This window comes from Bradyrhizobium sp. 137 (genome assembly GCF_023074095.1).
GTDB lineage: Bacteria > Pseudomonadota > Alphaproteobacteria > Rhizobiales > Xanthobacteraceae > Bradyrhizobium.
Map to the genome: position 1 here is coordinate 237,132 of NZ_JADPKU010000099.1, position 25,627 is coordinate 262,758.

Annotated in this window: 22 protein-coding genes; 3 read left to right on the top strand and 19 right to left on the bottom strand. The window is 64.9% G+C overall.

Annotated elements, in window-relative coordinates:
• Positions 1-132 precede the first annotated feature (132 nt).
• Positions 133-933 (top strand): enoyl-ACP reductase FabI, encoded by an 801-nt coding sequence (gene fabI / locus IVA78_RS26705; RefSeq protein WP_247276491.1) that lies wholly within the window; start codon positions 133-135, stop codon positions 931-933.
• On the opposite strand, the gene IVA78_RS26710 is transcribed toward fabI, so the two are convergent.
• Genes IVA78_RS26710 through IVA78_RS26720 form a run of 3 tightly spaced genes read right to left on the bottom strand, consistent with a single transcriptional unit; the run spans position 930 to position 2,922 of the window.
• Positions 930-1,526: a glutathione S-transferase family protein gene (locus tag IVA78_RS26710; RefSeq protein ID WP_247468665.1), complete on the bottom strand. Its 597-nt coding sequence runs from the start codon at positions 1,524-1,526 to the stop codon at positions 930-932. The genes fabI and IVA78_RS26710 overlap by 4 nt on opposite strands.
• Positions 1,523-1,987, bottom strand: coding sequence for a GNAT family N-acetyltransferase (locus IVA78_RS26715; RefSeq protein WP_247276489.1), 465 nt, complete (start codon positions 1,985-1,987; stop codon positions 1,523-1,525). The genes IVA78_RS26710 and IVA78_RS26715 overlap by 4 nt, the downstream gene beginning before the upstream one ends.
• 8 nt (positions 1,988-1,995) lie before the next feature.
• Entirely contained in the window at positions 1,996-2,922 is a 927-nt protein-coding gene (locus IVA78_RS26720; RefSeq protein ID WP_247276488.1) for a hydrogen peroxide-inducible genes activator, read from the bottom strand.
• 114 nt (positions 2,923-3,036) lie between these two features.
• Here IVA78_RS26720 and katG point away from each other — a divergent pair, with 114 nt between their 5' ends.
• On the top strand, positions 3,037-5,205 hold the full coding sequence (gene katG, locus IVA78_RS26725; RefSeq protein WP_247448988.1) for a catalase/peroxidase HPI: 2,169 nt from the start codon (positions 3,037-3,039) through the stop codon (positions 5,203-5,205).
• Between the two features lie 112 nt (positions 5,206-5,317).
• Here the strand turns inward: katG and pnp are convergent, their stop codons facing one another.
• The 8 genes from pnp to rimP all read right to left on the bottom strand — a co-directional run bounded on the left by pnp (position 5,318) and on the right by rimP (position 15,660).
• Positions 5,318-7,480 carry a polyribonucleotide nucleotidyltransferase gene (gene pnp, locus IVA78_RS26730; protein WP_247276486.1) on the bottom strand — a complete coding sequence of 721 codons (2,163 nt, stop codon included), beginning with the start codon at positions 7,478-7,480 and terminating at the stop codon, positions 5,318-5,320.
• A 376-nt stretch (positions 7,481-7,856) separates the two neighbouring features.
• On the bottom strand, positions 7,857-8,126 hold the full coding sequence (gene rpsO / locus IVA78_RS26735; protein ID WP_008540131.1) for a 30S ribosomal protein S15: 270 nt from the start codon (positions 8,124-8,126) through the stop codon (positions 7,857-7,859).
• A gap of 2 nt (positions 8,127-8,128) precedes the next feature.
• Entirely contained in the window at positions 8,129-9,250 is a 1,122-nt protein-coding gene (truB, locus tag IVA78_RS26740; protein ID WP_247276485.1) for a tRNA pseudouridine(55) synthase TruB, read from the bottom strand.
• Entirely contained in the window at positions 9,247-9,675 is a 429-nt protein-coding gene (rbfA, locus tag IVA78_RS26745) for a 30S ribosome-binding factor RbfA (RefSeq protein ID WP_247468668.1), read from the bottom strand. Before rbfA ends, truB begins: the two co-directional genes overlap by 4 nt.
• A gap of 154 nt (positions 9,676-9,829) precedes the next feature.
• On the bottom strand, positions 9,830-12,514 hold the full coding sequence (gene infB / locus IVA78_RS26750; protein WP_247419792.1) for a translation initiation factor IF-2: 2,685 nt from the start codon (positions 12,512-12,514) through the stop codon (positions 9,830-9,832).
• A gap of 70 nt (positions 12,515-12,584) precedes the next feature.
• Entirely contained in the window at positions 12,585-13,268 is a 684-nt protein-coding gene (locus IVA78_RS26755) for an RNA-binding protein (protein WP_247276482.1), read from the bottom strand.
• 23 nt (positions 13,269-13,291) lie between these two features.
• Positions 13,292-14,902 carry a transcription termination factor NusA gene (nusA, locus tag IVA78_RS26760; RefSeq protein ID WP_247276481.1) on the bottom strand — a complete coding sequence of 537 codons (1,611 nt, stop codon included), beginning with the start codon at positions 14,900-14,902 and terminating at the stop codon, positions 13,292-13,294.
• Positions 14,903-14,904: 2 nt separating this feature from the next.
• A complete protein-coding gene (gene rimP, locus IVA78_RS26765; RefSeq protein WP_247276480.1) occupies positions 14,905-15,660 on the bottom strand; it encodes a ribosome maturation factor RimP in 756 nt (251 codons plus the stop codon).
• A 358-nt stretch (positions 15,661-16,018) separates the two neighbouring features.
• Between rimP and IVA78_RS26770 the strand changes: the two genes are divergently transcribed.
• Positions 16,019-17,101 (top strand): DUF2336 domain-containing protein, encoded by a 1,083-nt coding sequence (locus tag IVA78_RS26770; RefSeq protein ID WP_247276479.1) that lies wholly within the window; start codon positions 16,019-16,021, stop codon positions 17,099-17,101.
• 85 nt (positions 17,102-17,186) lie between these two features.
• Here IVA78_RS26770 and trmB read toward each other — a convergent pair whose 3' ends face one another.
• The 8 genes from trmB to miaB all read right to left on the bottom strand — a co-directional run bounded on the left by trmB (position 17,187) and on the right by miaB (position 25,524).
• Positions 17,187-17,897 (bottom strand): tRNA (guanosine(46)-N7)-methyltransferase TrmB, encoded by a 711-nt coding sequence (gene trmB / locus IVA78_RS26775; protein ID WP_247276478.1) that lies wholly within the window; start codon positions 17,895-17,897, stop codon positions 17,187-17,189.
• Positions 17,894-19,051, bottom strand: coding sequence for a M20 family metallopeptidase (locus tag IVA78_RS26780; RefSeq protein WP_247276477.1), 1,158 nt, complete (start codon positions 19,049-19,051; stop codon positions 17,894-17,896). The genes trmB and IVA78_RS26780 overlap by 4 nt, the downstream gene beginning before the upstream one ends.
• Positions 19,052-19,140: 89 nt before the next feature.
• Entirely contained in the window at positions 19,141-19,554 is a 414-nt protein-coding gene (locus tag IVA78_RS26785) for a helix-turn-helix transcriptional regulator (protein ID WP_018319423.1), read from the bottom strand.
• 217 nt (positions 19,555-19,771) lie between these two features.
• Entirely contained in the window at positions 19,772-21,385 is a 1,614-nt protein-coding gene (lnt, locus tag IVA78_RS26790) for an apolipoprotein N-acyltransferase (RefSeq protein ID WP_247276476.1), read from the bottom strand.
• Positions 21,382-22,500: a hemolysin family protein gene (locus IVA78_RS26795; RefSeq protein ID WP_247276475.1), complete on the bottom strand. Its 1,119-nt coding sequence runs from the start codon at positions 22,498-22,500 to the stop codon at positions 21,382-21,384. The genes lnt and IVA78_RS26795 overlap by 4 nt, the downstream gene beginning before the upstream one ends.
• 1 nt (position 22,501) lies before the next feature.
• Positions 22,502-23,011, bottom strand: a complete 510-nt coding sequence (gene ybeY / locus IVA78_RS26800) for an rRNA maturation RNase YbeY (RefSeq protein ID WP_247276474.1) — start codon at positions 23,009-23,011, stop codon at positions 22,502-22,504.
• 58 nt (positions 23,012-23,069) lie between these two features.
• Positions 23,070-24,065 (bottom strand): PhoH family protein, encoded by a 996-nt coding sequence (locus tag IVA78_RS26805; RefSeq protein WP_247276473.1) that lies wholly within the window; start codon positions 24,063-24,065, stop codon positions 23,070-23,072.
• A gap of 64 nt (positions 24,066-24,129) precedes the next feature.
• Entirely contained in the window at positions 24,130-25,524 is a 1,395-nt protein-coding gene (gene miaB / locus IVA78_RS26810) for a tRNA (N6-isopentenyl adenosine(37)-C2)-methylthiotransferase MiaB (RefSeq protein ID WP_247468671.1), read from the bottom strand.
• Positions 25,525-25,627 lie beyond the last annotated feature (103 nt).

A 25,627-nucleotide genomic window follows, 5' to 3' on the forward strand; every position in this document is an offset into this window, starting at 1 on the left:
GCGATGCTGTCATGCCCGCGAAGGCGGGCATCCAGTGTGCCGTGGCTTCTCGATCTATCACATACGGCTCTGGAATACTGGATCGCCCGCCTGCGCGGGCGATGACCCCGGAATAGTGGGAGCAAAGAAGCAATGGAAGGTTTGATGAAAGGCAAGCGCGGTCTGATCATGGGCATCGCCAATGATCATTCGATCGCCTGGGGCATGGCGAGGACGCTGCATGCCCAGGGCGCCGAGCTGGCCTTCACCTTTCAGGGCGAGGCCTTGGGCAAGCGCGTCAAGCCGTTGGCGGAGCAGCTCGGCGTCGATCTGGTGCTGCCTTGCGACGTCGAGGACATCACCAGCGTCGATGCGACCTTCGCAGCGCTCCGCGACAAGTGGGGCCAGCTCGACTTCGTGATCCACGCGATCGGCTTCGCCGACAAGAACGAGCTGAAGGGCCGCTACGCCGACACCACCCGCGAGAATTTCTCGCGCACCATGGTGATCTCCTGCTTCTCTTTCACTGAAGTCGCCAAGCGCGCCGCCGAGCTGATGACAGAGGGCGGCAGCATGATCACGCTGACCTTCGGCGCCTCGATGCGGGCGATGCCGAATTACAACGTGATGGGTGTGGCCAAGGCGGCGCTGGAAGCCTCAGTGCGCTATCTCGCCGCGGATTTCGGGCCGCGCGGCATCCGCGTCAACGCGATCTCCGCAGGCCCCATCCGTACGCTCGCCGGCTCCGGCATCGGTGAGGCGCGGGCGATGTTCGCATTCCAGCAGAAACATGCGCCGCTGCGCCGCGGCGTCACGCTCGACGAGCTCGGCGGCTCGGCGCTGTATCTGCTGTCGGATCTGTCGGGCGGCGTGACCGGCGAGATTCACTACGTCGATTCCGGGTACAACATCATCCTGATGCCGAAGCCGGACGACTTGAAGTCGCCGGACTAGCCGGCCGCGATCTTCTCTGCGCGCTGGAACGCCGGCCGGGCCATGCAGCGCGCGAGATAGGTGTCGAAGACCGGACGCGACGGCACCATCTTGAACAGACGCACCGCGAAGTTCAGGCCCGAGCCGATTGTGATGTCAGCAGCGGAAAAATTGTCGCCCAAGATCCACGGTCCCTTCTCGAGCGCCGCTTCCAGCACGTCGAAGACCTGCGTCGCGCTGCCCCAGGCCGCGGTCGAGGTCGGGATCTCGATCTTGGTGAAGATCTGGATGATGGCGGGCTCGATGCAGCTCGGCGAGAAGAACAGCCATTGCAGATAGCGCGCGCGGCGCGGATCGATCACAGCGGGCGCGAGCTTGGTCTCGGGATAGCGATCGCCGATATAGGCGCAGATCGCAGCGGCGTCGCCGAGCGCGGCGTCGCCGTCAGTCAACGCCGGCACTTTGCCCATCGGGTTGATCTTCAAATAATCCGGCGCCTTCTGCGCGCCGGTCGAGATGTCGGTCAGCACGCGCTCGTAGGGCAGACCGCTCTCCTCCATCAACCAGAGCGTCGTGAACGAGCGCGACCGGGGTGACCAATAAAGCTTGATCATGACGCGTCTCCTTTATTCTTCCATCGATAATATTTCATCACGAACCCGTTCGACGGTTCGATCTCTTCCGTCTCGAACACGAAACCTTCGCGCTCATACCAGCGCCAGGCCTTTTCGTTCTCGCGCACGCAACGCAGGTACATCTCGTCAGGCAGTTGCGTGCGTGTGAAGGCGAGCAATCGCCGGCCGAGCGATTGGCCCTGATAAGCGGGCGCGACGAAAAGCATGTCGAGATAGCGCTTCGGCAGATGCAGCGCCAGCATCGCGGCGATCGTGCCGTTGTCGTCGGCGACGAACAGGCTCCAGCCGTCCTCGATCTCGCGTCGGATCCGGACGCGGAGATTTGCCAGCAGGAAATCGCTGACCTCGGCGAGGCCGGTCGAGACCCAGCTCAGCATCCAGACGCGGGCGATCTCGTCATATTCGTCTGCGCGCGCGATGCGGATGATCGGTTGCGACATCCGGCAACTCAGGCTCTGAGGCTGCGCGCCGCCTGACGTGGGCGCGCCTTGCCGGCCGACAGGCACACCACCTCGGAGATTTGCAGCAGCTGTCGCGCCAGCGGGCTGGTCTTGCGCCAGACCATGCCGATGGTGCGGGAGGGCTCGGGGTCGCGGAAGCGCGCCAGCGAGACCGAGGCCGATCGCGTCTCCACCGGCACCGCCATCTCCGGAATCAGGGTGACGCCGATGCCGGCACTGACCATCTGGACCAGCGTCGAGAGCGAATTCGCATCCAGCATCTCGCGCGGCGGCGCCGATTGCATGTTGCAGAAGGACAGCGCCTGTTCGCGGAAGCAGTGCCCCTCTTCGAGCAGCAATAGCCGCATCTCGCGCATCATCTCGCGCGACGGCACCGGGGTGCCCTCGTCCGCGCCCGGCCGCACCAGCAGGAATTTCTCGTCGAACAGCGCGACCTCGGTGAGCGAGGGTTCGGACACCGGCAGCGCGACGATGGCGGTGTCGAGCCGGCCTTCGACCAGCTCCTGGATCAGCCGCGGCGTCATGGTTTCGCGCACGCGGATGTCGAGCTCGGGATGCATGCGCGTGAGATTCTTGGTGATCTTGGGCAGGAGATACGGTGCGATGGTCGGGATCATGCCAATGCGCAGGCGGCCGGCGAAGCGATCCTGTGAAGCCCGGGCGAAATCGCCGAGCTCATCGACCGAGCGCAAAATCTCGCGGACGCGTTGCGCGAGCTCCTCGCCGAACCGGGTCAGCGCCACCTGCCGCGCGCTACGCTCCAGCAGCAGGCCGCCGAGGGTCCCTTCCAACTCCTTGATCTGCATCGACAAGGCTGGCTGCGAGATCGAGCAGGCCTCGGCGGCGCGGCCGAAATGGCCGTGGCGCGCCAGCGCATCGAAATAGCGAAGCTGACGCAGCGTCAGGTTTATCATCAGAAAATCCTATCGCAGCGATCATTAAAGTCAACTTCCCCTGATAGGAGGCGATGCTTAGAGTGGTTCTACCTGGTCAAGGGCGCGAGTTCGCCGCCGCCAGAGGAGGTATTCATGGACGACACTTCGAAATGCCCGTTTTCGGGCGGAAAACCCGCGCGCTCAAACCGCGACTGGTGGCCGACGCAGCTCAACATCGAGGTGCTGCACAAGAATTCCGACCTGTCCGATCCGATGGGCAAAGAATTCGACTATGCCAAGGAGTTCAAGTCGCTCGACCTGAACGCGGTCATCAAGGACCTGACCGCTCTGATGACGGACTCGCAGGAGTGGTGGCCGGCCGACTTCGGTCATTACGGCGGCCTGATGATCCGCATGGCCTGGCACAGCGCGGGCACTTACCGCATCACCGACGGCCGCGGTGGCGCCGGCGCCGGTCAGCAGCGCTTCGCGCCGCTCAACAGCTGGCCCGACAACGCCAACCTCGACAAGGCGCGCCGGCTGCTGTGGCCGATCAAGCAGAAATACGGCCGCAAGCTTTCGTGGGCCGACCTGATGGTGCTCGCGGGCAACGTCGCGCTGGAATCGATGGGCTTCAAGACGTTTGGTTTTGCGGGTGGCCGCGCCGACGTTTGGGAGCCGGAAGAGCTCTATTGGGGTCCCGAAGGGACCTGGCTGGGCGATGAGCGCTACAGCGGTGAGCGTCAGCTCGCCGAGCCGCTGGGCGCAGTGCAGATGGGCCTCATCTACGTCAATCCGGAAGGTCCGAACGGCAAGCCGGATCCGATCGCCGCGGCCAAGGATATCCGTGAGACCTTCTTCCGCATGGCGATGAACGACGAGGAAACCGTCGCGCTGATCGCCGGCGGCCATACTTTCGGCAAGACCCACGGCGCGGGCGATCCGTCGCTGGTCGGTCCGGAGCCGGAAGCGGGCGCGCTGGAAGATCAGGGCCTCGGCTGGAAGAGCAAGCACGGTACGGGCCTCGCGGGCGATTCCATCACCAGTGGTCTCGAGGTGACATGGACGACCACGCCGACAAAGTGGAGCAACAACTTCTTCGAGAACCTGTTCAAGTACGAATGGGAGCTGACGAAGAGCCCCGGCGGCGCGCACCAGTGGACGGCCAAGAATGCCGAGGCGATCATTCCTGATGCCTTCGACAAGTCGAAGAAGCATCGGCCGACGATGCTGACCACGGACCTCTCGCTCCGCTTCGATCCGGCCTATGAGAAGATCTCGCGACGCTTTCTCGAGCATCCCGATCAGTTCGCGGACGCCTTCGCCCGCGCCTGGTTCAAGCTCACGCACCGCGACATGGGTCCGATCCAGCGCTATCTCGGCCCGCTGGTGCCGAAGGAGACGCTGATCTGGCAGGACCCGATTCCGGCCGTGAATCACGAGCTGGTCGGCGAGCAGGACATCGCCTCGCTGAAGACGAAGATCCTCGCCTCGGGTCTGTCCGTATCGGAGCTGGTCTCGACCGCCTGGGCGTCGGCCTCGACGTTCCGCGGCTCGGACAAGCGCGGCGGCGCCAACGGCGCGCGCATCCGTCTCGCCCCGCAGAAGGACTGGGAGGTGAACCAGCCCGCTCAGCTCTCCAAGGTGCTCGGCAAGCTCGAAGCGATTCAGAAGGACTTCAACGCCTCGTCCGGCGCGAAGAAGGTCTCGCTCGCAGACCTGATCGTGCTCGGCGGCACCGCCGCGGTCGAGAAGGCCGCCCAGGATGCCGGCGTCGAGGTCAAGGTCGGCTTCACGCCGGGCCGCATGGATGCCTCGCAGGAGCAGACGGATGCTGCTTCCTTCGCGCCGCTGGAGCCGCGGGCCGATGGTTTCCGCAACTATATCGGCAAGCGGCATCAGTTTATGATGCCCGAGGAGGCGCTCGTCGATCGTGCGCAGCTGCTTCGGCTCACCGGCCCGGAGATGACGGTGCTCGTCGGCGGCCTGCGCGTGCTCGGCGCCAATGCGAACGGTTCGAAGCACGGCGTCTTCACCGCCAAGGTGGGAACGCTAAGCAACGACTTCTTCGTCAACCTGCTCGACATGAGCACGCAGTGGACGCCGGCCGGCGCTGACGGCACCTATGAGGCCCGCGACCGCAAGACCAACGCGGTCAAGTGGACCGGCACGCGCGTCGATCTCATCTTCGGCGCGCACTCGCAGCTCCGCGCCTTCGCCGAGGTCTACGCCACGTCGGATTCCAAGGAGAAGTTCGTCAAGGACTTCGCCAAGGCCTGGACCAAGGTGATGAATCTCGACCGGTTCGATCTCACGGCTTGAGGCTCTGCACCTCTCCCGCTTGCTTGCGGGAGAGGGAGCGCAGCGCTCCCCAGGGGCGAGAAAAAGGGCGGCCTCTCGGCCGCCCTTCGTGTTTTTGTCCGTGTGGCGAGACTTACTCGCCCGCCGCTTCGCGCGGGGCCTTCTCGCCCTCGGCAGCCTTCTCCTTGGCCTCGAGGTCCTCGCCGGTGGTCTGGTCGACCACCTTCATCGACAGGCGGGTCTTGCCGCGGTCGTCGAAGCCGAGCAGCTTGACCTTAACCTTGTCGCCTTCCTTCACCACATCGGAGGTCTTCTGCACGCGGTTGGACGCGAGCTGGCTGATGTGGACGAGGCCGTCCTTGGAGCCGAAGAAGTTCACGAAGGCGCCGAATTCCATCACCTTGACGACGGTGCCGTCATAGATCTGGCCGACTTCCGGCTCGGACGCGATCGACTTGATCCACTTGATCGCGGCCTTCATCGCCTCGCCGTCGCTGGAGGCGACCTTCACGGTGCCGTCGTCCTCGATGTTGACCTTGGCGCCGGTCTTCTCGACGATCTCGCGGATTACCTTGCCGCCGGTGCCGATCACTTCGCGAATCTTGTCGGTCGGGATCTTGAAGGTCTCGATACGCGGCGCGTATTCGCCGAGTTCGGCGCGGGCATTGGTGAGCGCCTTGGCCATTTCGCCGAGGATGTGGATACGCCCATCCTTGGCCTGGCCGAGGGCGACGCGCATGATCTCCTCGGTGATGCCCTCGATCTTGATGTCCATCTGGAGCGAGGTGATGCCCAGCTCGGTGCCGGCCACCTTGAAGTCCATGTCGCCGAGATGGTCCTCGTCACCGAGGATGTCCGAGAGAACCGCAAAGCGCTTGTCTTCGAGGATCAAGCCCATCGCGATGCCCGCGGTCGGCCGCTTCAACGGCACGCCGGCGTCCATCAGCGCCAGCGAGGCGCCGCAGACCGATGCCATCGACGAGGAGCCGTTGGATTCGGTGATCTCCGACACCACGCGGATGGTGTAGGGGAACTCGTGATGCGGCGGCAGCACCGGGTGGATCGCGCGCCAGGCGAGCTTGCCGTGGCCGATCTCGCGGCGCTTGGTGCCGCCGAGGCGGCCGGTCTCGCCGACTGAGTAGGGCGGGAAGTTGTAGTGCAGCAGGAACGTTTCCTTGTACGTCCCCGACAGCGCGTCGATGTACTGCTCGTCCTCACCGGTGCCGAGCGTGGTCACGACCATCGCCTGGGTCTCGCCGCGGGTGAACAGCGCCGAGCCGTGGGCGCGGGGCAGCACGCCGACTTCGGCGACGATGTTGCGCACGGTCTTGGAGTCGCGGCCGTCGATGCGCTTGCCGGTGTCGAGGATGTTCCAGCGGACGATCTTGGCCTCGAGCTCCTTGAACACGCCGGCGATGCGGAGCTTGTCGTATTTCGCCTCCTGCCCTTCCGGGAAGTAGTGGGCCATCACCTTTTCCTTGGCGAGGCCGACGGCGGCATAGCGCTCCTGCTTCACGGGGATCGCGTAGGCGGCGCGCAGCTCCTGCTCGATCAAGCCGAGCATTTCCTTTTCGATCGCCGAATTGTCGATCACGGTGACTTCGCGCGGCTCCTTCGCGGCCTTCTCGGCGAGCTCGATGATCGCGTTGATCACCGGCTGGAAGTGGCGGTGACCGAACATCACCGCGCCGAGCATGATGTCTTCGTTGAGCTCCTTGGCTTCCGATTCCACCATCAGCACGGCGTCGGCGGTGCCGGCGACGACAAGGTCGAGCTGGGTGTCGACCATCTCGTCCAGGGTCGGGTTGAGGACGAATTCGTCATTGGCAAACCCGACGCGGGCTGCGCCGATCGGGCCCTTGAAGGGCGCGCCGGACAGCGTCAGCGCGGCGGAGGCCGCGACCATCGCCACGATATCGGGATCGTTTTCCATGTCGTGCGAGAGCACGGTGACGATCACCTGGGTCTCGTTGCGCCAGCCGTCGACGAACAGCGGGCGGATCGGTCGGTCGATCAGGCGGGAGACCAGTGTCTCCTTCTCGGTCGGACGGCCCTCGCGCTTGAAATAGCCGCCGGGAATGCGGCCCGCAGCGTAGGTCTTCTCCTGGTAATCGACGGTGAGCGGCAGGAAGTCGACGCCTTCGCGCGGTGTCTTCGCCGCGACGACGGTGGCAAGCACCACGGTCTCGCCATAGGTGGCGACGACGGCGCCGTCGGCCTGGCGGGCGATCTTGCCGGTTTCAAGCTTGAGAGGGCGTCCGCCCCAGTCGATCTCGACTGAATGCTTATTGAACATAGGAGGTCTTCTTTCATGGGTTCTCGAAAGAAGGGACGCTTCGAAAAACAAAAACCATGCGCAAGATTGCGGGACGCTGATCGGCGTGATGACCAGCGGCCTGCGATCCTGCCATGGTTTTTGAATTTCGGATGGCGTCCATCCTTTCGGGTCATACGGGCGCCTTGCCCGTTGTGCCCAGCCGCCGGATTGCTGCTGGACTGTCAGTCGGTACGAACGCGAACACCGAACCGTGGTCTTCGCCATCATGCCCGGATGCCAACCGTCAACGGCTCGCATCCGACGCGCACGCAGCCTCAATCAAAAACCTTTAAAGAAGCGCTTTCGTTCGAAACCACGCGCGAAAACGCGCGCCAGTGGCGCGCGCAGGAACTCTTTAGCGACGAATGTTGTGCTTCTCGAGCAGCGCCTTGTACCGCGCCTCGTCCTTCTTCTTGAGGTAGTCGAGGAGCGAGCGGCGGGTCGAGACCAGCTTCAAGAGGCCGCGACGCGAATGGTTATCCTTCACGTGGGTCTTGAAATGGTTGGTGAGGTTGTTGATGCGTTCCGACAGGATCGCGACCTGAACCTCAGGCGAGCCGGTGTCACCGGCTTTGGTGGCATTCGTCTTGATGACTTCCGCTTTGCGTTCTGCGGCAATCGACATCGTCAATTTCTCTCGTTGCGACCGGGGCTGGCAGTCAGGCCGGTCAGGTTGAACACACGCTTGGGGATGATTTCGCCATTGCCAACTTCGGCAAGCGCCAAAAGACGGCCTGCCACCGTGACATAGACTGTGCCGCTACAAGTGGGCGCATCCCGTCCGCGCAACAAAACGGCCTGGCCCCGGTGGAGCCTTGCCGCATCAGCCCGAGTGACGGCCAGTGCCGGGATGTCGTCCAGCGCGGTCTCAACGGGCAAAAGCGCGTCGGCGAGGCTGCCCTCGCCGGACGCGGCTCTATGGCACAAAGCCTCCAACTGATCCAGCGGAATCATGTCGTTTTCGCCAAATGGGCCGACCAGGGTCCGCCGCAGCGCGCAGATATGGCCAAAAGTGCCGAGAATCCGACCCATATCGCGGGCCAGCGCCCGCACATACGTGCCCTTGCCGCACTCCGCCTCGAACACGGCCCGGTCGGTATCCAGTTGATCGACAAGGGTTAAATGATGAATCTCGACGGGGCGGGGCGCCAGCTCTACGACCTCGCCGTCGCGCGCGAGGTCATAGGCGCGCTCGCCCTGGACCTTGATCGCGGAATAGCGCGGCGGGATCTGCTCGATCACCCCGGTAAACCGGGGCAACAGGGCCATGATGGCTTCCCGGGTCGGGCGCTGGTCGGAGGTCGCGGTCACCCGCCCTTCGATGTCGTCGGTATCGCGCTCCTCGCCCCAGCACACGGTGAACTGATAGCGTTTGCGGCCGTCCATCACGAAGGGGACGGTCTTGGTGGCTTCGCCGAGTGCGATTGGCAGGCCGCCCGAGGCGAGCGGATCGAGCGTGCCGGCGTGTCCCGCGCGCTTGGCGTTGAACAGGCGCTTCAGCACCGCGACCGCTTGCGTCGAGGTCATGCCGATCGGCTTGTCGAGCACGACCCAGCCGTGGACGTCGCGCCGGTCGCGGCGCGGCTGGTTGCCCTTCTGCTGCTGCTTGGCGCGGGGATCATTGTTGACGCGGCGCGGCTCCTGGTGCGGCTGAGAATTGCTGCCCAGATCCGCAAAATTATTTGTCTGCACGTCGCGTTGATCGGCCTGTTCGCCGCTGATCGTGTCGTGAGCCGGGTCCATCGTCATCGTTCTTCTTCCCGATCCGAATCCTGTTCCAGGTCCTTCTGCACCGCAGGTGTTCGCAAAAGCTTCTCGATCCGTTCCGCTTCATCGAATCGCTCATCGACGCGGAAGCGAATGTCAGGTGCAAATTTCAGGTTAACGCGCCGCGCGACTTCGCCACGCAGGAACTTCTTGTTGCGCTCGAGTGCGCTGATGACGATCTCGGTGTCGCGGCCACCGAGCGGCATCACGTAGATCGTTGCGAGCTTCAGGTCGGGCGACATCCGCACCTCCGGCACGGTGATGTTGTGACCTTCGAGATCCGCATCATGCACGTTGCCTTGCGCCAGAATCTCGGCCATCGCATGGCGAACCTGCTCGCCGACGCGCAACTGGCGTTGCGAGCCTCCGCCGGGCGCGGAACTCTTCTTCTGATGATGGCGTGGCATTCTCGAAAATCACCTCGTCATGCCCGTGTTTGGGACACGGGCATTGTCGTTTGTCTTGTTGAAACGAAGAGGGGTGGAGGGCCGGAAAAATCCGGCCATCGCACTCCCGCAATCTCAGTTCAAAAAGATCCGAACGCTTCGGTAAGATTTGGACTTACAGGGAGCGCTGGATCGTCTCCACGCGATAACACTCGATTACGTCACCGGCTCGCATGTCGTGATAGTTCTCGAAGGCCATGCCGCATTCCTGGCCCGACTGGACTTCCTTCACTTCGTCCTTGAAGCGCTTCAGCGTCGAGAGCTTGCCTTCGTGCACGACCACGTTGTCGCGGATCAGGCGCACATTGGCGCCGCGTTCCACGGTGCCGTCGGTGACCCGGCAGCCGGCGACCTTGCCGACCTTGGAGATGTTGAAGATCTCCAGGATCGCGGCATTGCCCAGCATGGTTTCGCGCAAGGTCGGCGCGAGCAGGCCGCTCATCGCCTTCTTCACGTCGTCCACGAGGTCGTAGATGATGTTGTAGTAGCGGATCTCGATGCCGTTGCGCTTGGCCGCCGCGGCCGCTTCCTTGTTGGCTCGAACCGAGAAGCCGATGATCGCGGCGTTGAAGCCTTCCGCGAGCGTCACGTCGGATTCCGAAATGCCGCCGACGCCGGCATGCAGGATGCGGGCTGCGACTTCGTCGGTGCCGAGCTTCTCCAGTGAGCCGAGGATCGCTTCCAGCGAGCCCTGCACGTCGGCCTTGATGATCAGCGGGAATTCCTTGCGGCCCGCGGTCTTCAATTGGGACATCATCTGCTCGAGCGAGCCGCGCATGCCGGAGATCGAGGCAGCCGCGTTCTCGCGCTTCTGATGCGCGCGGTAGCTGGTGATCTGGCGGGCGCGGGCTTCGTTCTCGACCACCGCGAGACGATCGCCGGCTTCCGGCGGACCGTTGAAGCCGAGCACCTCGACCGGCACCGAAGGACCGGCCTCCTGCACCGTCTCGCCCTGATCGGAGATCAGCGCGCGGACGCGGCCCATCTCGGCGCCTGCGACGATGATATCACCGACACGGAGCGTGCCGCGCTGGACCAGCACGGTCGCGACCGGACCACGGCCGCGATCGAGCTTGGCCTCGATCACGGTGCCTTCGGCCGGACGCTCCGAATTGGTCTTGAGGTCGAGGATTTCGGCCTGCAGCGCGATCATCTCGAGCAGCTTGTCGAGATTGGTCTTGTTCTTGGCGGACACCTCGACGTCGACGACTTCGCCGCCGAAGGATTCGACCTGAACCTCGTGCTGGAGCAGCTCGGTGCGGACGCGCTCGGGCTTGGCATCAGGCTTGTCGATCTTGTTGATGGCAACGATGATCGGCACGCCTGCCGCCTTGGCGTGGTTGATGGCTTCGACCGTTTGCGGCATCACGCCGTCATCGGCCGCGACCACCAGCACGACGATGTCGGTGACCTTGGCGCCGCGGGCGCGCATCGCAGTGAACGCAGCGTGGCCGGGCGTGTCGATGAAGGTGATCTTCTTGCCGCTCTCCGGCGACAGCACCTGATAGGCGCCGATATGCTGGGTGATGCCGCCGGCTTCGCCGGAAACCACGTTGGCATGGCGCAGCGCATCGAGCAGCGAGGTCTTGCCGTGGTCGACGTGACCCATCACGGTCACGACAGGCGAACGCGGTTCGGTGTCGGTGGAATCGTCGACCTGGTCGAACAGGCCCTCTTCCACGTCCGAGGCGGCAACGCGCTTGACGGTGTGGCCGAGCTCTTCCGCGATCAGCTGCGCGGTGTCGGCGTCGATCACGTCGGTGATCTTGTGCATCGCGCCCTGCTTCATCAGCATGCGGATGACGTCGACCGCGCGCTCGGACATGCGGTTGGCGAGCTCCTGGATGGTGATCGCTTCCGGAATCGTCACCTCGCGGATGAGCTTTTCCTTGGGCTCGTTCGAGGCGTGGCCCTTGAGGCGCTGGGTGCGGCGGCGGAACGAGGCGATCGAACGCTCGCGCACCTCATCGGCATTGAGCGCGGTGACGACGGTGAGGCGGCCGCGCTCCTTCTGTGGACCGGGCTTGTGGGTGGTCTTGGGGGCGGCCGCAGGACGCGCAACACCGCCGGGACCGCGACGGATCTGGCGCGGACCATCGTCCTCGTCGGGTCCGGCCGCAACCGCGGGAGCGCGCCCCGCCGGGCCGGCCGGCCGCTGAGTGGTCGTTGTCGGGCGCGCAGTGGTGGTCGCCGCAGGTCGCGCCGTACCTGGCGCGGAGCGGGGAGCGCTAGTCGCCGGAGCTGCCGTTGCGGGACGTGCGGCAGAAGGCTGTTCGCCTTCGCCAAAACGCTTCTTGGCCTCGGTCTCGGCCTTCCGCTTGGCTTCGTCCTCGTGGCGATGACGCTCATCCTCGGCCTTGCGACGGGCTTCGGCGGCTTCGCGCTCGGCGCGTTCGGCAGCCTCGCGGGCAGCGCGGCGCTGCGCCTCTTCCTCGGCCTGACGGCGTTCCTCGACCTCGCGCAGCTTGGCATCGGCCAGCGCGCTGGCGCGGGCCGAACGCTCGTCTTCGGTCAGGGTACGCAGCACCACCCCGGAACCGGCGTTGCGCGGTGGGGCGGGCGGCGGGGCAGGGCGCGACGGCGCGGGTGCGGCCGGGGCCGGTTTCGCCGTCACCTCAGGCGTGTGCGGCTCGGGGCCGTCGCCAATGCGGCGCTTGCCGCGCTTCTCGACCACGACCTGCTTGCTCCGGCCGTGGCTGAAGCTCTGGCGCACGGTGCCCGTTTCGACGCGCGGCTTGAGCGATAGCGTCTTGCTCGGAACGCTCAGCTTCTTGTCGCCAGGGGTCTTGGTATCAACCATTCAGCAGTCCTAATCCTGATCTGTTGTCGTTGTGCGTTGCCGCACCGTCATATCGGTTCGTCGTTGTCTCTCAGAAATCCTGGCCGTGTTTTTCGGCCGTCTTGTCATCGTCCGCCATCCGGTATCGGACCAGCATCTGGCTACGTGACAGGAATGACCTGCTCGCCGGGCCCGCGAGCAGCGCAGCATGTATCACATTTGACCGGGTCAGTGCCAAATCCAATTCTATCGATTTCAGCGCGGTGACGACGGGAATCTGCGGCTTGGCGCCGCGATTTCCGGCATTTTGACGCGCCAGCATGTCCAATTTGCGGATTCCGTCCGCGGCCCCGTCGCTGGCGTGGATCAGGACCTCGACCGTACCTTCCCGAAGGGCGCTCTCGACCTTGCCGAAGCCGGCCACGACCTGGCCCGCCTTGGCGGCGATCCCAAGGGCTTCCGTCACGCTCCGAACCAGGAGCGCTTCGATGTCGGCGGGAAGCGTCTGAGGGGCGCGCAGCTCGCGCTTGAAGGCCTTGTTAAATTGGTGACGCCGCACGGCTTCCGCAACCACCTGCCGCGAGGCGGTGATCCACATGCCGCGTCCGGGCAGCTTGCGCTTGAGGTCGGGAACTATGTCGCCTTGCGGCGAGACGACGAAGCGGATCAGCTCGTCGATCGGCCGGACCTTGCGGCTGACCGCGCACATGCGCATGGTCGCGGACCTTTCGGTCCGCGGCCCATGGTCGAGTTCGCTGTCAGTGCTGGCGAGCATCCGGGTGACATTCTCCTTCGCCCTTAAGCCGGCTGATCTTCGGTCGCCTCAGCCTCCTCAGCGGGCTTGGCAAGATCGGCCTCGGTGATCCAGCCGGCCTTGACGCGGGCCTGCATGATCATCGCTTCGGCATCGTCGCGGGAGATGTCGATGCCGTCGAGCGCACCAGCGTGCTTGGTTGGCTCGCTGCCTTCCTTGCGCTCGGTCCAGCCGACCAGATCGTCGGTGGCGCAGCCGGCGAGATCGTCGACGGTCTTGATGTCGTTCTCGCCGAACTTCACCAGCATTTTCGAGGTCACGCCGGGCACGTCCTTGAGGGCGTCCTCGACGCCGAGTTCCTTGCGTTTGGCCTCGAGCTCGGCTTCCTGCTGCTCAAGATATTCGCGGGCGCGGTTCTGCAGCTCCTGCGCGGTCTCCTCGTCGAAGCCCTCGATGCTGGCGAGTTCCTTGACGTCCACCATCGCGAGTTCCTCGACCGAGGTGAAGCCTTCGGACGCCAGCAACTGGCCGACAACCTCGTCGACGTTGAGCGATTCCATGAAGACGCGGGTGGAGTTTTCAAAGTCGGCCTGGCGACGCTCCGATTCCTCCTGCTCGGTCAGGATGTCGATGTCCCAGCCGGTGAGCTGCGAAGCCAGACGCACGTTCTGGCCGCGGCGACCGATCGCCAGCGAGAGCTGGTTGTTGGTGTCGGGCACGACGACCTCGATGCGCTCGCGGTCTTCGTCGATGACGACCTTCGAGACTTCGGCCGGTGCCAGCGCGTTGACCACGAAGGTCGCGATGTCGGGCGACCAGGGAATGATGTCGATCTTCTCGCCCTGCAATTCGTTCACCACCGCCTGCACGCGCGAGCCGCGCATGCCGACGCAGGCGCCGACCGGATCGACCGAGGAATCTCGGGAAATCACGCCGATTTTCGCGCGCGAGCCGGGATCGCGGGCGACCGCCTTGATCTCGACGATGCCATCATAGATCTCCGGCACCTCCTGCGCGAACAGCTTCGCCATGAATTGAGGATGGGTGCGGGAGAGGAAGATCTGCGGGCCTCTCGTCTCGCGGCGGACGTCGAAGATATAGGCGCGGACACGGTCGCCGTTGCGGAAGACTTCGCGCGGCAGCATCTCGTCGCGACGGATGATGGCTTCACCACGGCCGAGATCGACGATCACGCTGCCATATTCGACGCGCTTGACGACGCCGTTGACGATGTCGCCGATGCGGTCTTTGAATTCCTGATATTGCCGGTCGCGCTCGGCCTCGCGCACCTTCTGCACGATCACCTGCTTGGCCGACTGGGCGGCGATGCGGCCATATTCCAGCGGCGGCAGCGTGTCGGCGATAGTGTCGCCGACCTGGGCACCGGGATTGGCGCGCTGTGCATCCACCAGCGAGATCTGGTTTGAAGGGTTTTCGACCTTCTCGACCACAAGCATGTGGCGCGACAGCCGCAGCTCGCCCTTCTTCGGGTCGATCTCGGCGTGAACGTCAGTCTCGCTGCCGTAACGGGCCCGCGCCGCCTTGGCGATGGCGTCCTCCATCGCGGCGATGACGATGCCGCGGTCGATCGATTTCTCGCGCGCAACGGCGTCCGCGATCTGGAGCAATTCAAGTCGATTGGCGCTGACTGCCATGGCTAGTCTCCTTCGTCAGGCTCGATCTCGCCCCGTCGCGCGCGTTCGGCGGCCAGGCGATGTTTCTTTGTATTGGTCGGTGCCGGCTTTTTTTTCGGCTTGGTGTTCTTGGTGATCTTCTCGCTAATCTGGGCGTGCGGCGCCGGAGGCGGCTCGAGGCCAAGATTGCGACGCATCTCGCGCGCCTCGGCCTTGCCGCGGCGCATGGACTCCGCAATCAGCTCGTCAGTCAGCACCAGCCGCGCCTCGCCAATATCCTCCATGGTCAGGAGAACGTCGGCGTCATCGCCAGCCTTGACGTCGTCGCGATGCAGATGCACGCGATCGCCTTCGACAGCACCGAGCGTGCCGCGGAACCGCTTCCGCCCCTCATGGGCGACCGCCATCTCGACCTTCACCAGATGTCCAGCATAGCGCTCGAAATCGGAGCGGCGCACCAGCGGCCGGTCGATTCCCGGCGAGGAGATTTCCAGCCGGTACGCGCGATCGATGGGGTCGGCGACGTCGAGCACAGGCGACAGCGCCCGCGAGATCGCCTCGCAATCCTCAATCTGCATCGAGCCGTCCGGCCGCTCGGCCATGATCTGCACCGTGCAGCCGGCCTCTCCGGAGATACGGATACGCACCAGGCGATAGCCCATGCCCTGGAGCACGGGAGCTGCGACCGCGGACACCCGGGCCGCGACGCCCGGCTCGACCACGAGCCGCGGCTCGGACAGCAATTCGGCATCCGTGGAACCAGAGTTCGGTTCGGTCATAGCAGGGGTCAGGCGCTCGATTGGTTAAGGCTGGGTTAATGTCAAAGCCCGCTTCGGAACTCTCCCGACAACGCGTCGGGCCGCATCCTCCGCCAAGCCGCGTTCAGGTAATAAAAAAGAGCGGGTCCTTTCGGGCCCACTCTCACTACGCGGATCGTATGAGAAGATGAATTGCCGCTGATATAGCCCTTTCGCCCCTCCCGGACAAGGCCCATTGCAGGGCAGAGGACGCTTTTTGCGTCCTTTGGGCGGCTCGCCCCGCAACGCTTCCTTCATCAAGCAGGCCTAGATTCCCCGATTGTGGGGCGGCTTGAGCTATGGCGCGCCCACGGCGTGCCAGATCCCCGAGTTGCGTTCCATGACCGTTGCCACCTCGCTGATTCCTGGATTGGACGATATCGTCAAACGCGGCGACCCCCGACGTCGCGGCGAGATCGCGCGGGCCATCTCCGCATTATTTTTCCGGGATGCCGAAAAACTCCGTCCCGAGCTGATCGATCTGTTCGACAATCTCCTGATCGATCTCGTCCCGCATGCCGAACTCGCTTCGCGCGCCGATCTCGCCGAGCGCTTCTCGCGCCTCGGCAACGCGCCGCCGCATCTGGTGAACCAGTTCGCACGCGAAAACGAGATCACGGTGGCCGGCCCCGTGCTGCGCCGCTCGCCCGTGCTCGACGAGGGCGCCCTGGTCGAGATCGCGCGGCTGAAGGGTCAGGGCCATCTGCTGGCAATAACGGAGCGCCCCACCTTGCCGGCCGTCGTCACCGACGTGCTGGTCGAGCGGGGTGATCGCGACGTGGTGCGTCGCGCAGCCGGCAATGCAGGTGCTGTCTTCTCGCCCGGCAGCTATTCCGAGCTGATCAAGCGAGCCGCGCAGGACGGCGTGCTGACGCTCAAGATCGGTCAGCGCAACGATCTCTCCGGCGAGCACCTGAAGGAGCTTCTCAACGGCACGCTCGACGTCATCCGCCGCCGCCTCTCCAGCGTGGTCAATCCCGCGCGCCAGGTCGAGATCAAGCGCGCGATGGAGGCCATCGAGGAGGCGGCGCGGCCGCCGGGGCCGCGCCGTGACTTCTCGGCGGCACAGCGAACGGTGACGGCCCTGCATCGCGAGGGCCATCTCGGTGAGAGCGCGCTGCTCGGTTTCGCCAAGGCACTCAAATACGAGGAATCGATCGCCTCGCTCTCGGCGATGACCGGCGTCCGCCTCGCGATTCTCGACCGCCTGATCGCGGGCGATCGCTACGATCCGATTCTGATCCTGGGGCGCGTGCTCAATCTCGGCTGGCCCACGGTGCGCGCGCTCATCCTGCTGTGGTACGGGCCGCATCGCACCCCGGCCGATGCCGACATCGAGGCCGCGCGCATGAACTTCACGCGCCTCATGCCGACGACCGCCGAGCGCGTCGTGAATTTCTGGCGCAACCGGCAGACGATTTGAGGTCCTATCGTCCCCGGGCGGTGCGCAGCATCGAACCCGCAACCTCGAGATCCGGGTTCGCGCTGCGCGCGCCCGGGAATGAGGACTACACTCTCCTGAACCGCAGATAGGCCGCCTTACGTCCTTCGCGCGCGGCCTTCCGGCCGTAGCGGGTCATGGTGTAGCCCACCCATGGCTGCCGGAAATCGTCGGCGCGTTCGGCAAGCCAAACGAAATCCGAAGAGCGGGCAAGATGCGACAGCGTCCAGGCGCAGTAATCGTCGATGTCGCAGACGAAACGGAATTCGCCGCCAGGCTTCAGCACGCGCGCCATTGCGGCAATGGTCCTGTCCTGGACGAAGCGCCGCTTCCAGTGCCGCCGTTTCGGCCAGGGATCGGGATGGATCAGGTCGATCCGCGACAACGAGGCCTGCGGAAGCCAGGCCAAGAGCTCGGCGGCATCTCCGGCGAACAGGCGGATGTTGCCGATGTTGGCCGCCTCGATCTGCGCGAGGATTTTGGCCATGCCGTTGACATAGGGCTCGCAGCCGATGAAGCCGGTAGCGGGAAAGCTTTGCGCCTCGGCCGCCAGATGCTCGCCGCCACCGAAGCCGATCTCGAGCCGCACCTCGCTCGCCGCGGGGTCGAAGATCTCGCCGGCATTCGCCGGTGCCTCGCTCGCGATGTCGAGCGCAAGATGCGGCAGCAGCTGATCGATCAGCCCGGCCTGGTGCTGCCTGAGCTTGTGACCCTTGCGGCGTCCGAAGAAGGCGCGCTCGCTGTCATCGCGCGCGGGATCTGATTTGCGCTCGCTCATCGCAGCGTCTGGTACAGGCGATGGAGCAGCCGCGCGCGCGGCGCGAGCGAGGAGACGTAGAGCTGCTCATAATGCGTGTGTGCGCCCTTGCCGTCGACGCCGAGCCCGTCGAGCGTCGCGGTGTGCGCAGCGGTAAAGTTGCCGTCCGAGCCGCCGCCGGTGTGGGTGTCGATCAGCTCGAAGCCGATCTCGGCGGCAAGCGTCTTCGCATGCTCGTAGAGCGCCGCGCCGGCATTGCTCTTCTCGTAAGGCGGGCGATTGAGCTCGCCGGCGACCGCAACGGTGACGCCGTCGGTCTTCGACGTGAGCGCGAGGATCTTGCCGACGAACTCGTCCGCATCCTTGAGGCTCAACACGCGCAGATCGACTTCGGCATAGGCCTCTTCCGGCGTCACGTTGGGGCGCGTGCCGCCGCGCACCACGCCGACATTGACGGTGACGCCACGCTTGAGGTCGTTCATCCCTTCCAGCGCCAGGATCACGTTGGCGAGCTCGCGGACGGCGCTGCGGCCGTCCTCCGGCCGGGAGCCCGCATGCGCGGGCACGCCTTTGATGAGGACCTGGAAGCGTCCGACGCCCTTGCGTCCGGTGACGATCCTGCCCCCGTCGCGCGCCGGCTCCGTCACCAGCACGTATTTGGCCAGGCGACCTTCCTGCTCGATCAGCGCACGTGAGGTCGGGCTGCCGATCTCCTCGTCGGAGGTGAACATGTGGGTGATGCCGAGCGGCGAACGGTCGCCGGCGGCGCAGAGCGCGCGAAAGGCATGGTAGGCGATGTAGGCGCCGCCCTTCATGTCGTAGATGCCGGGACCGAACGCGCTGTCGCCTTCGACCTTGAAGGGCAGGCGCTCGATGAAGCCCAGGGGATGAACGGTATCGAGGTGGCTCAGCACCAGGATGCCCGGCCGGTCCTGGCCCCAGGTCGAGCGCGCCACGAGATGATCGCCGCAGCCATTGACCCCAGCGACGCGCTCGAGCGTGGCGGGCAACCCGCGGTATTGCTCGGCGACCACGGAGATCAGCTTGTTGACCTGCTCGGGCGCTTCCGTCGGCGTCTCGATCTCAACCCAGCGGCGGATGCCATCGAGAATGGTTTGGGAATCGAACCAATTGGAGCTGGCCATGAACGCATCTATGCCCTTGAACTGCATCATCGGAGAGAACGCGCATCGAGGGCGCGGTCGGAAATGACGACATAGGCCAGATTTGGCGCAGTCTCAAATCGCCAATTGCGATGGGCACGTCAGCGCTTGTCGGGGCCTTCGCGCGCGGCGATCTGCTCGACGAGATCGACGATGGAGCGGCGCATCTTGGAATCGGTGATTCGGGTGAACGCCTTGGTCAAGGCGAGTCCCTCTGATGTCGCGAGGAAGTCAGAGACGTAAGAGGGCGAGGCGCCTTCGCTGAAGCCATCCGGGCCCGGCACACCGCTCGGCCCGCCCTCGAACAGGAACGACACAGGTACCTGGAGAATCTCGGCGATCTGCTGAATGCGGCTCGCGCCGACCCGGTTGGTGCCCTTCTCGTATTTCTGGATCTGCTGAAAGGTCAGGCCCAAAGCTTCACCGAGCTTTTCCTGGCTCATGCCCAACATGATGCGGCGCATACGCACGCGACTGCCGACATATTTGTCAACAGGGTTGGGCGCTTTCGACATTTCCTCAGCCCTCCAAACATCACCCTCGGCGCAATCATCAGGCCTGCCTCGGGTGCCAGCACCGTCAAATCGAACCCTCTTATTGGGAAACATTGCGGAGAAATTTAGCAATGTACCGCTGTCTTTCGCAGCCGGCGCAGATTGAGGAGCCCGCCTGCAGTCTGTCAACCGTGGGACTACGGTTGTCAAGGATACAGCCACGTCCGCGGCGAGGCGATCAGGGGTGCCGTTTGGCGACACGCCGGCGGACCGCCACAATCACCGCGAGCGCGACGAGCATGGCCGCGGGCACGTCGCCGACGCGCGCATAGACAGTCGATGGGATCGCGGCGGGCAGGTTTGCATCCAAAATGCCTTCGATTCCGAGACCGAGGCTGGCGATGGTGCGTCCCATCGGATCGATCACTGCGGAGATGCCGGTGTTGGCGGAGCGGACCAGCGGCAGGCCGAGTTCGATCGCGCGCATCCGCGCCTGCTCGAGATGCTGATAGGGGCCGGTCGAGATGCCGAACCAGCCGTCATTGGTGAGGTTCACGATCCAGCCCGGAGGTTCGCTGCGTGCAGCCACCTCACCGGGGAAAATGACTTCATAACAGATCAGCGGCAGCGCGGGCGGCGCGCTGGCGACCGGCAGCGCATGTCGCACGGTGCCGGCAATGAAGCCACCGCGCACGCGCGTCAGCTGCTCGAAACCGAGCTTCTCCATCAGCTCCTGATAGGGAAGAAATTCGCCGAACGGCACCAAATGCAGCTTATCGTACATTGCGAGCACGCTGCCATCGTGGTCGATCACGTAGATCGAATTATAGGCGCGCGTGATCGGTGTGCCCCGCGGCAGGTCCGGCGCGCGGACCGACCCCGTGATCAGCACAGTGCCCTTCGGCAGCAGATCGGCGATTTGCGCCATCGCGTCGGCTTCGCGGGTCAGGAAGAAGGGAAAGGCGGATTCCGGCCAGATCAGGATGGTGGCATCGCGAACGCCGGTCGATTGCGGACCAGAGGCGCGGTCTGACAGCGCCAGATATTTCTTCATCACCTCCGCCTTGGCGGCGTAGTTGAATTTCGCGTCCTGCTGCAGGTTCGGCTGCATCAGGCGCAGCTTGGCGCCAGCAACCATCGTGGTCGGATGCAGCGACAGGCGGATCGCGCCGAAGATGCTCATGACGATCAGAAGCGCGATTGCGGCGGCCGGTGCGCGCCATTGCAGGCGGCGATCGGGCGCGCGATCGATCAGCGTCGCAGGGCTCGCGAAGATCGCGACGGTCAGGAACGTCATGCCCCACAGGCCGATCAGCGATGCCGTCTGCGCCAGCGGCAGCGGCTCGGACAGCGCGTAGCCGAACGCGTTCCAGGGAAACCCGGTCAGCGCGTGGCCGCGCAGCCATTCGCTGATGGTGAGGCTTGCTGCGAGCGCCAGCACGCGCGTGGCGTTCTTGGTCCAGAGCAGGCGCGCCAGCGCAAAGCCCATTGCCGTGAAGATCGAGAGATAGGCCGGCAGGCCCAGCACGGCGAATGGTGTGAGCCAGGCGAACACGTCGGCGTCGACGAAGAATGCGTAGCCGATCCAGTAGAGACCGGGGACGAAATAGCCGAGCCCGAACCAGTAGCCGGTCAGCGCGGCGGCCGGAACGCCGCCATATCGTCCGGCGCCGGCGCCGTCGATCAACCAGACCAGCACCGGGAAGGTGAGGAACAGCACCGGAAACAGGTTGAACGGTGCCAGCGCCAGCACCGACAGTGCCCCGGCCGCCATGGCGATGACGGCGCGCTTCCATCCCCAGGTGAGGATGACGGCAAGCGCAATCTGCCAAAATCGTTCTAATGGGCTCACTGCGGACCGGTCCCGTCGCTTGGCGGCGGGGTGGGCGTGTCACTGGCCGGTGGTTGGCCGCTCTCCGGCGCAGCCTCGCGGCGTCGGCTCTCGCGCTGGGTGCGGGGCGCGGGACGTTCCTTCCGCGTCGAGATGCGCAGCCGCTTGACGCGGCGCGGATCGGCATCGAGCACCTCGACCTCGTACGTGCCGGGGCCCGAGATCACTTCGCCGCGCACCGGCAGGCGCCCGACGAAGCTGACCAGATAGCCGCCCAGCGTCTCCACTTCCTCGCCGGCCTCGCCGGTGACGAAATCCTCGCCGATCACCGAGCGGACATCGTCGAGGCTGGCGCGGGCATCGGCGATGAAGGCGTTGTCCGGCAGGCGCACGATCGAGGGCGGCTCGTCGCTGTCGTGCTCGTCGTCGATCTCGCCGACGATCTGCTCGACGATGTCCTCGAGCGAGACCAGCCCGTCGCTGCCGCCATATTCGTCGACCACCAGCGCGAGGTGGATGCGCGTGGCCTGCATCTGCGCGAGCAGGTCGATCGCCCGCATCGAGGGCGGCACGTACAGCAGCTTGCGGATGATGCGCGCATCGTGAAGCGGCAGCGCGAGATCGACGGCGCGCAAATCGAGCCCGGCCGGCAGCGGTTTCTTGCGCTTGGTCTTGGTGGCCTCCGACACGCGCGCACGGGCGGTCATGAAGGCGAGCAGGTCGCGGATGTGGACGATGCCGACGGGATCGTCCAGCGTCTCGTTGTAGACGACGAGACGCGAATGGCCGGCGCTCTCGAAGCGGTCCATCAATTCGCCGAGCGGGATGTCGCGCTTCACCGCGATGATGTCGGCGCGATGGACCATGACGTCGGCGATGCGGCGCTCGTGCAGGCCGAGGATGTTGCGCAGCATGGTGCGCTCGACCGCGGAGAAGCCGGTGTCGTCAGGGGTGGCCGCGTTGAGCACGACCTGGAGATCGTCGCGCACCGATCCCGCCTTCCAGCCGAACAGCGTCCGGATGGCGCGCAGCAGCCAGCCTTCCGCGGTCGGCCGCATCACCTCACCTTGGGTCACGACGGCGGGCAAATTGCGCGTGTTGCGCGGGTTGTCCTGGATTGGATCGGAATCCGGCATCTCAGTTCGTCCCCGGGCGGTCAGCATAGGGGTCGGGGATGCCGAGATGCGCCAGGATCTGCGTCTCCAGCGCTTCCATCTCCTCCGCGTCGTCGTCGTCCTCGTGGTCGTAGCCGATCAGATGCAGGAAACCGTGCACGGCGAGATGGCTCAAATGATGATCGAATGGCTTGTGTTCCTCGTCCGCCTCGCGCCGCATGGTCTCGTAGGCGATCGCGATGTCGCCAAGCATGCGCGGCGCATCGCCCGGCTTCCATTCGCCCTCGGGCTGGAGCGCGGGGAATGACAGCACATTAGTTGGCTTATCGATGCCGCGCCAGTTGCCGTTGAGGGTGCGGATGCCGGCGTCATCGGTCAGCATCACAGCCACTTCCGCGTCGGCGACGTCTTCGTCGACGCTCTCGGCGGCTGCCGCAAGCGCGCGCTGGATCACGGTCTCGGAATCGGGCTCGCTCTGCCAGCAATCGGCGACGACGAGGACCTCGGTGATGGGAAGGTTGGGATGGGACATTGTGCTGTTTGGGACGAAAAGGCGCCGTCCGCGCCCGCTTGGTCCGGCTGTTGTCTCGTCAGGATTGACCGGTGGCCGGCCGCTGCGGCGACCCTTCGTAGGCGGCGACGATCCGCGCCACGAGCTCGTGGCGGATCACGTCCTCGGCTTTGAAATGCACTTGCGCAATCCCCTCGACCCCGTTCAGGAGCCGGGTTGCTTCCGCCAGTCCCGAGGTCTGGCCGTTCGGCAGGTCGATCTGAGAGGGATCACCCGTCACGATCATGCGGCTGTTCTCGCCAAGGCGGGTCAGGAACATCTTCATCTGCATCGACGTGGTGTTCTGCGCCTCGTCCAGGATGATGGCGGCGTTGGTGAGCGTGCGGCCGCGCATGAAGGCGAGCGGTGCGATCTCGATCTCGCCGGTCTGGAGCGCCCGCTCGACGATGCGCGCATCCATGAGATCGTAGAGCGCGTCGTAGATCGGCCGCAGATAGGGATCGACCTTCTCGCGAAGATCGCCGGGCAAAAAGCCGAGCCGCTCGCCGGCTTCCACCGCCGGACGCGACAGGATGATCTTGTCGACCTCCTTGCGCTCGAACAGCTGCGCGGCATGCGCGACCGCGAGCCAGGTCTTGCCGGTGCCGGCGGGACCGATGCCGAACACCAGCTCGTGGCGCTTCAGCGCGCGAATGTAGGAATCCTGCGCGGCCGTGCGCGCGCGCACCGGGCGCTTGCGCAAATTGATGCTGTCGAAGGTCGATTTGGCCGATTTGGCGTCGAACTCGAAGAGCGAGCCCTGGGCGATCACGGCCCGGATCGCGCCGTCGACCTCGCCCTGGTCGAGATCCTGTCCCTTCACGGCTTGCGCGTAGAGCGTCTCCAGCACGCGGCGTGCGGCATCGCAGCCGTCGCGCGTGCCGCCGATGGTGATGTGGTTGCCCTTGGAGTCCACGACCACGCCGAGGCGCCGCTCGATCTGCGCGAGATGCTGGCCGTAGGGGCCGACCAGCGCGGAAGCGGCACGGTTGTCGTCGAAGTCGATGACGACCTGGGTCTCGGGCGGAACTTGCATGTCGCGGTCAAATTTGCGGCTGGGAGCGAACGAAGGCGAATCCGATGCGCTTTTTGGCAAGGGTTCAGGCTCCAGTGGCTTGCGATAAAGCGGGCTCGCGCGCGTTGCGCGGCGTCACGAGCTCGCCGAGAAAGCTGTAGCGTTCGAGGCTGTCGATCCGGACCGACAGGATCTCTCCGATGATGTCGGCCGAGGCCATCACATGCGCGGGCTGGAGGTAAGCGGTGCGGCCGACGATCTGGCCTTCCTTGCGGGCTGGACGCTCGAACAGCACGTCCACCGTTGAGCCAATCGCAGCCTTGTTGAAGGCCGATTGCTGGCTGTCGATCAGTTCCTGGAGCCGCTCCAATCGCTGGTCCATCTCGGCGGGGGACACCGTCTCCTGCATATCCGCGGCCGGCGTTCCCGGCCGGGCGGAGTATTTGAACGAATAAGCCGCAGCGTAGCCGATTTGCGTGACGAGCGCGAGAGTGGCGAGAAAATCTTGCTCGCTCTCGCCGGGGAAGCCGACGATAAAATCTGATGAAAAAGCAATGTCTTGGCGTGCGGTGCGGAAACGATCGATGACCCGCCGGTAATCATCGGCGGTATGTTTGCGGTTCATGGCGGCCAGAATCCGGTCCGAGCCCGACTGCACCGGCAGGTGCACGAACGGCATCAGCGGGCCGAGATCGCGATGGGCCGCAATCAAACTGTCATCGACGTCGCGGGGATGGCTGGTCGAATAGCGCAGCCGCGCGATGCCCGGGATTTGCGCCAGATGCTCGAGCAACCGGCCGAGCGGCCAGGTTTTTCCGTCCGGCCCCTCGCCGTGATAGGCGTTGACGTTCTGCCCGATCAGCGTCAGCTCGCGCACGCCGTTGTCGGCGAGCCGCTTCACGTCCTCCACGATCTTTGCCACCGGACGGGAAACTTCGGCGCCGCGCGTATACGGCACGACGCAGAACGTGCAGAACTTGTCGCAGCCTTCCTGCACAGTGACGAAGGCGGAGATGCCGCGCGCGCGAATCGCGTCGGGCTTCGGCTGCGCCAGGAAGCCGAACTTGTCCTGAGCGGGAAATTCGGTCTCGATCGCGCGACCCTCGTCGCTCGCGCGCTTCAACAGCTCGGGCAGATGATGATAGCTCTGTGGTCCGACCACGACGTCGACGACGGGCGCGCGGCGCACGATTTCTTCGCCCTCGGCCTGTGCCACGCAGCCCGCGACCGCAATCTGCATCGCGCGGCCGCCCCGCGCCGCCTCGTCCTTGGCCACGCGCAGCCGGCCGAGTTCGGAATAGACTTTTTCCGAGGCCTTCTCGCGGATATGGCAGGTGTTGAGGATAACGAGGTCGGCGTCATCAACGCTGGCCGTCTCCACGAATCCTTCCGGAGCCAACGTGTCCACCATGCGCTGCGCATCGTAGACATTCATCTGGCAGCCATATGATTTGATGTGCAGCTTGCGCGGCGGCGTCATGGAACCCGGAATTGAGGTGGAGGACGGCCCTCAGATATAGGCTGGAGCGGCGAAAATCCAGCGAATGGCGCCCCCTTGGGCCGTCATTCCGGCGCGACGCAGT

Coding starts and splice junctions, on each gene's coding strand:
- infB (WP_247419792.1), bottom strand. CDS start 12,514: ATGGTTGATACCAAGACCCCTGGCGACAAGAAGCTGAGCGTTCCGAGC.
- fabI (WP_247276491.1), top strand. CDS start 133: ATGGAAGGTTTGATGAAAGGCAAGCGCGGTCTGATCATGGGCATCGCC.
- IVA78_RS26710 (WP_247468665.1), bottom strand. CDS start 1,526: ATGATCAAGCTTTATTGGTCACCCCGGTCGCGCTCGTTCACGACGCTC.
- ybeY (WP_247276474.1), bottom strand. CDS start 23,011: ATGTCCCATCCCAACCTTCCCATCACCGAGGTCCTCGTCGTCGCCGAT.
- miaB (WP_247468671.1), bottom strand. CDS start 25,524: ATGACGCCGCCGCGCAAGCTGCACATCAAATCATATGGCTGCCAGATG.
- rbfA (WP_247468668.1), bottom strand. CDS start 9,675: ATGCCACGCCATCATCAGAAGAAGAGTTCCGCGCCCGGCGGAGGCTCG.
- IVA78_RS26780 (WP_247276477.1), bottom strand. CDS start 19,051: ATGATGCAGTTCAAGGGCATAGATGCGTTCATGGCCAGCTCCAATTGG.
- rimP (WP_247276480.1), bottom strand. CDS start 15,660: ATGACCGAACCGAACTCTGGTTCCACGGATGCCGAATTGCTGTCCGAG.
- katG (WP_247448988.1), top strand. CDS start 3,037: ATGGACGACACTTCGAAATGCCCGTTTTCGGGCGGAAAACCCGCGCGC.
- IVA78_RS26805 (WP_247276473.1), bottom strand. CDS start 24,065: ATGCAAGTTCCGCCCGAGACCCAGGTCGTCATCGACTTCGACGACAAC.
- trmB (WP_247276478.1), bottom strand. CDS start 17,897: ATGAGCGAGCGCAAATCAGATCCCGCGCGCGATGACAGCGAGCGCGCC.
- IVA78_RS26720 (WP_247276488.1), bottom strand. CDS start 2,922: ATGATAAACCTGACGCTGCGTCAGCTTCGCTATTTCGATGCGCTGGCG.
- IVA78_RS26770 (WP_247276479.1), top strand. CDS start 16,019: ATGACCGTTGCCACCTCGCTGATTCCTGGATTGGACGATATCGTCAAA.
- rpsO (WP_008540131.1), bottom strand. CDS start 8,126: ATGTCGATTGCCGCAGAACGCAAAGCGGAAGTCATCAAGACGAATGCC.
- IVA78_RS26755 (WP_247276482.1), bottom strand. CDS start 13,268: ATGCTCGCCAGCACTGACAGCGAACTCGACCATGGGCCGCGGACCGAA.
- IVA78_RS26715 (WP_247276489.1), bottom strand. CDS start 1,987: ATGTCGCAACCGATCATCCGCATCGCGCGCGCAGACGAATATGACGAG.
- truB (WP_247276485.1), bottom strand. CDS start 9,250: ATGACGATGGACCCGGCTCACGACACGATCAGCGGCGAACAGGCCGAT.
- IVA78_RS26785 (WP_018319423.1), bottom strand. CDS start 19,554: ATGTCGAAAGCGCCCAACCCTGTTGACAAATATGTCGGCAGTCGCGTG.
- IVA78_RS26795 (WP_247276475.1), bottom strand. CDS start 22,500: ATGCCGGATTCCGATCCAATCCAGGACAACCCGCGCAACACGCGCAAT.
- pnp (WP_247276486.1), bottom strand. CDS start 7,480: ATGTTCAATAAGCATTCAGTCGAGATCGACTGGGGCGGACGCCCTCTC.
- nusA (WP_247276481.1), bottom strand. CDS start 14,902: ATGGCAGTCAGCGCCAATCGACTTGAATTGCTCCAGATCGCGGACGCC.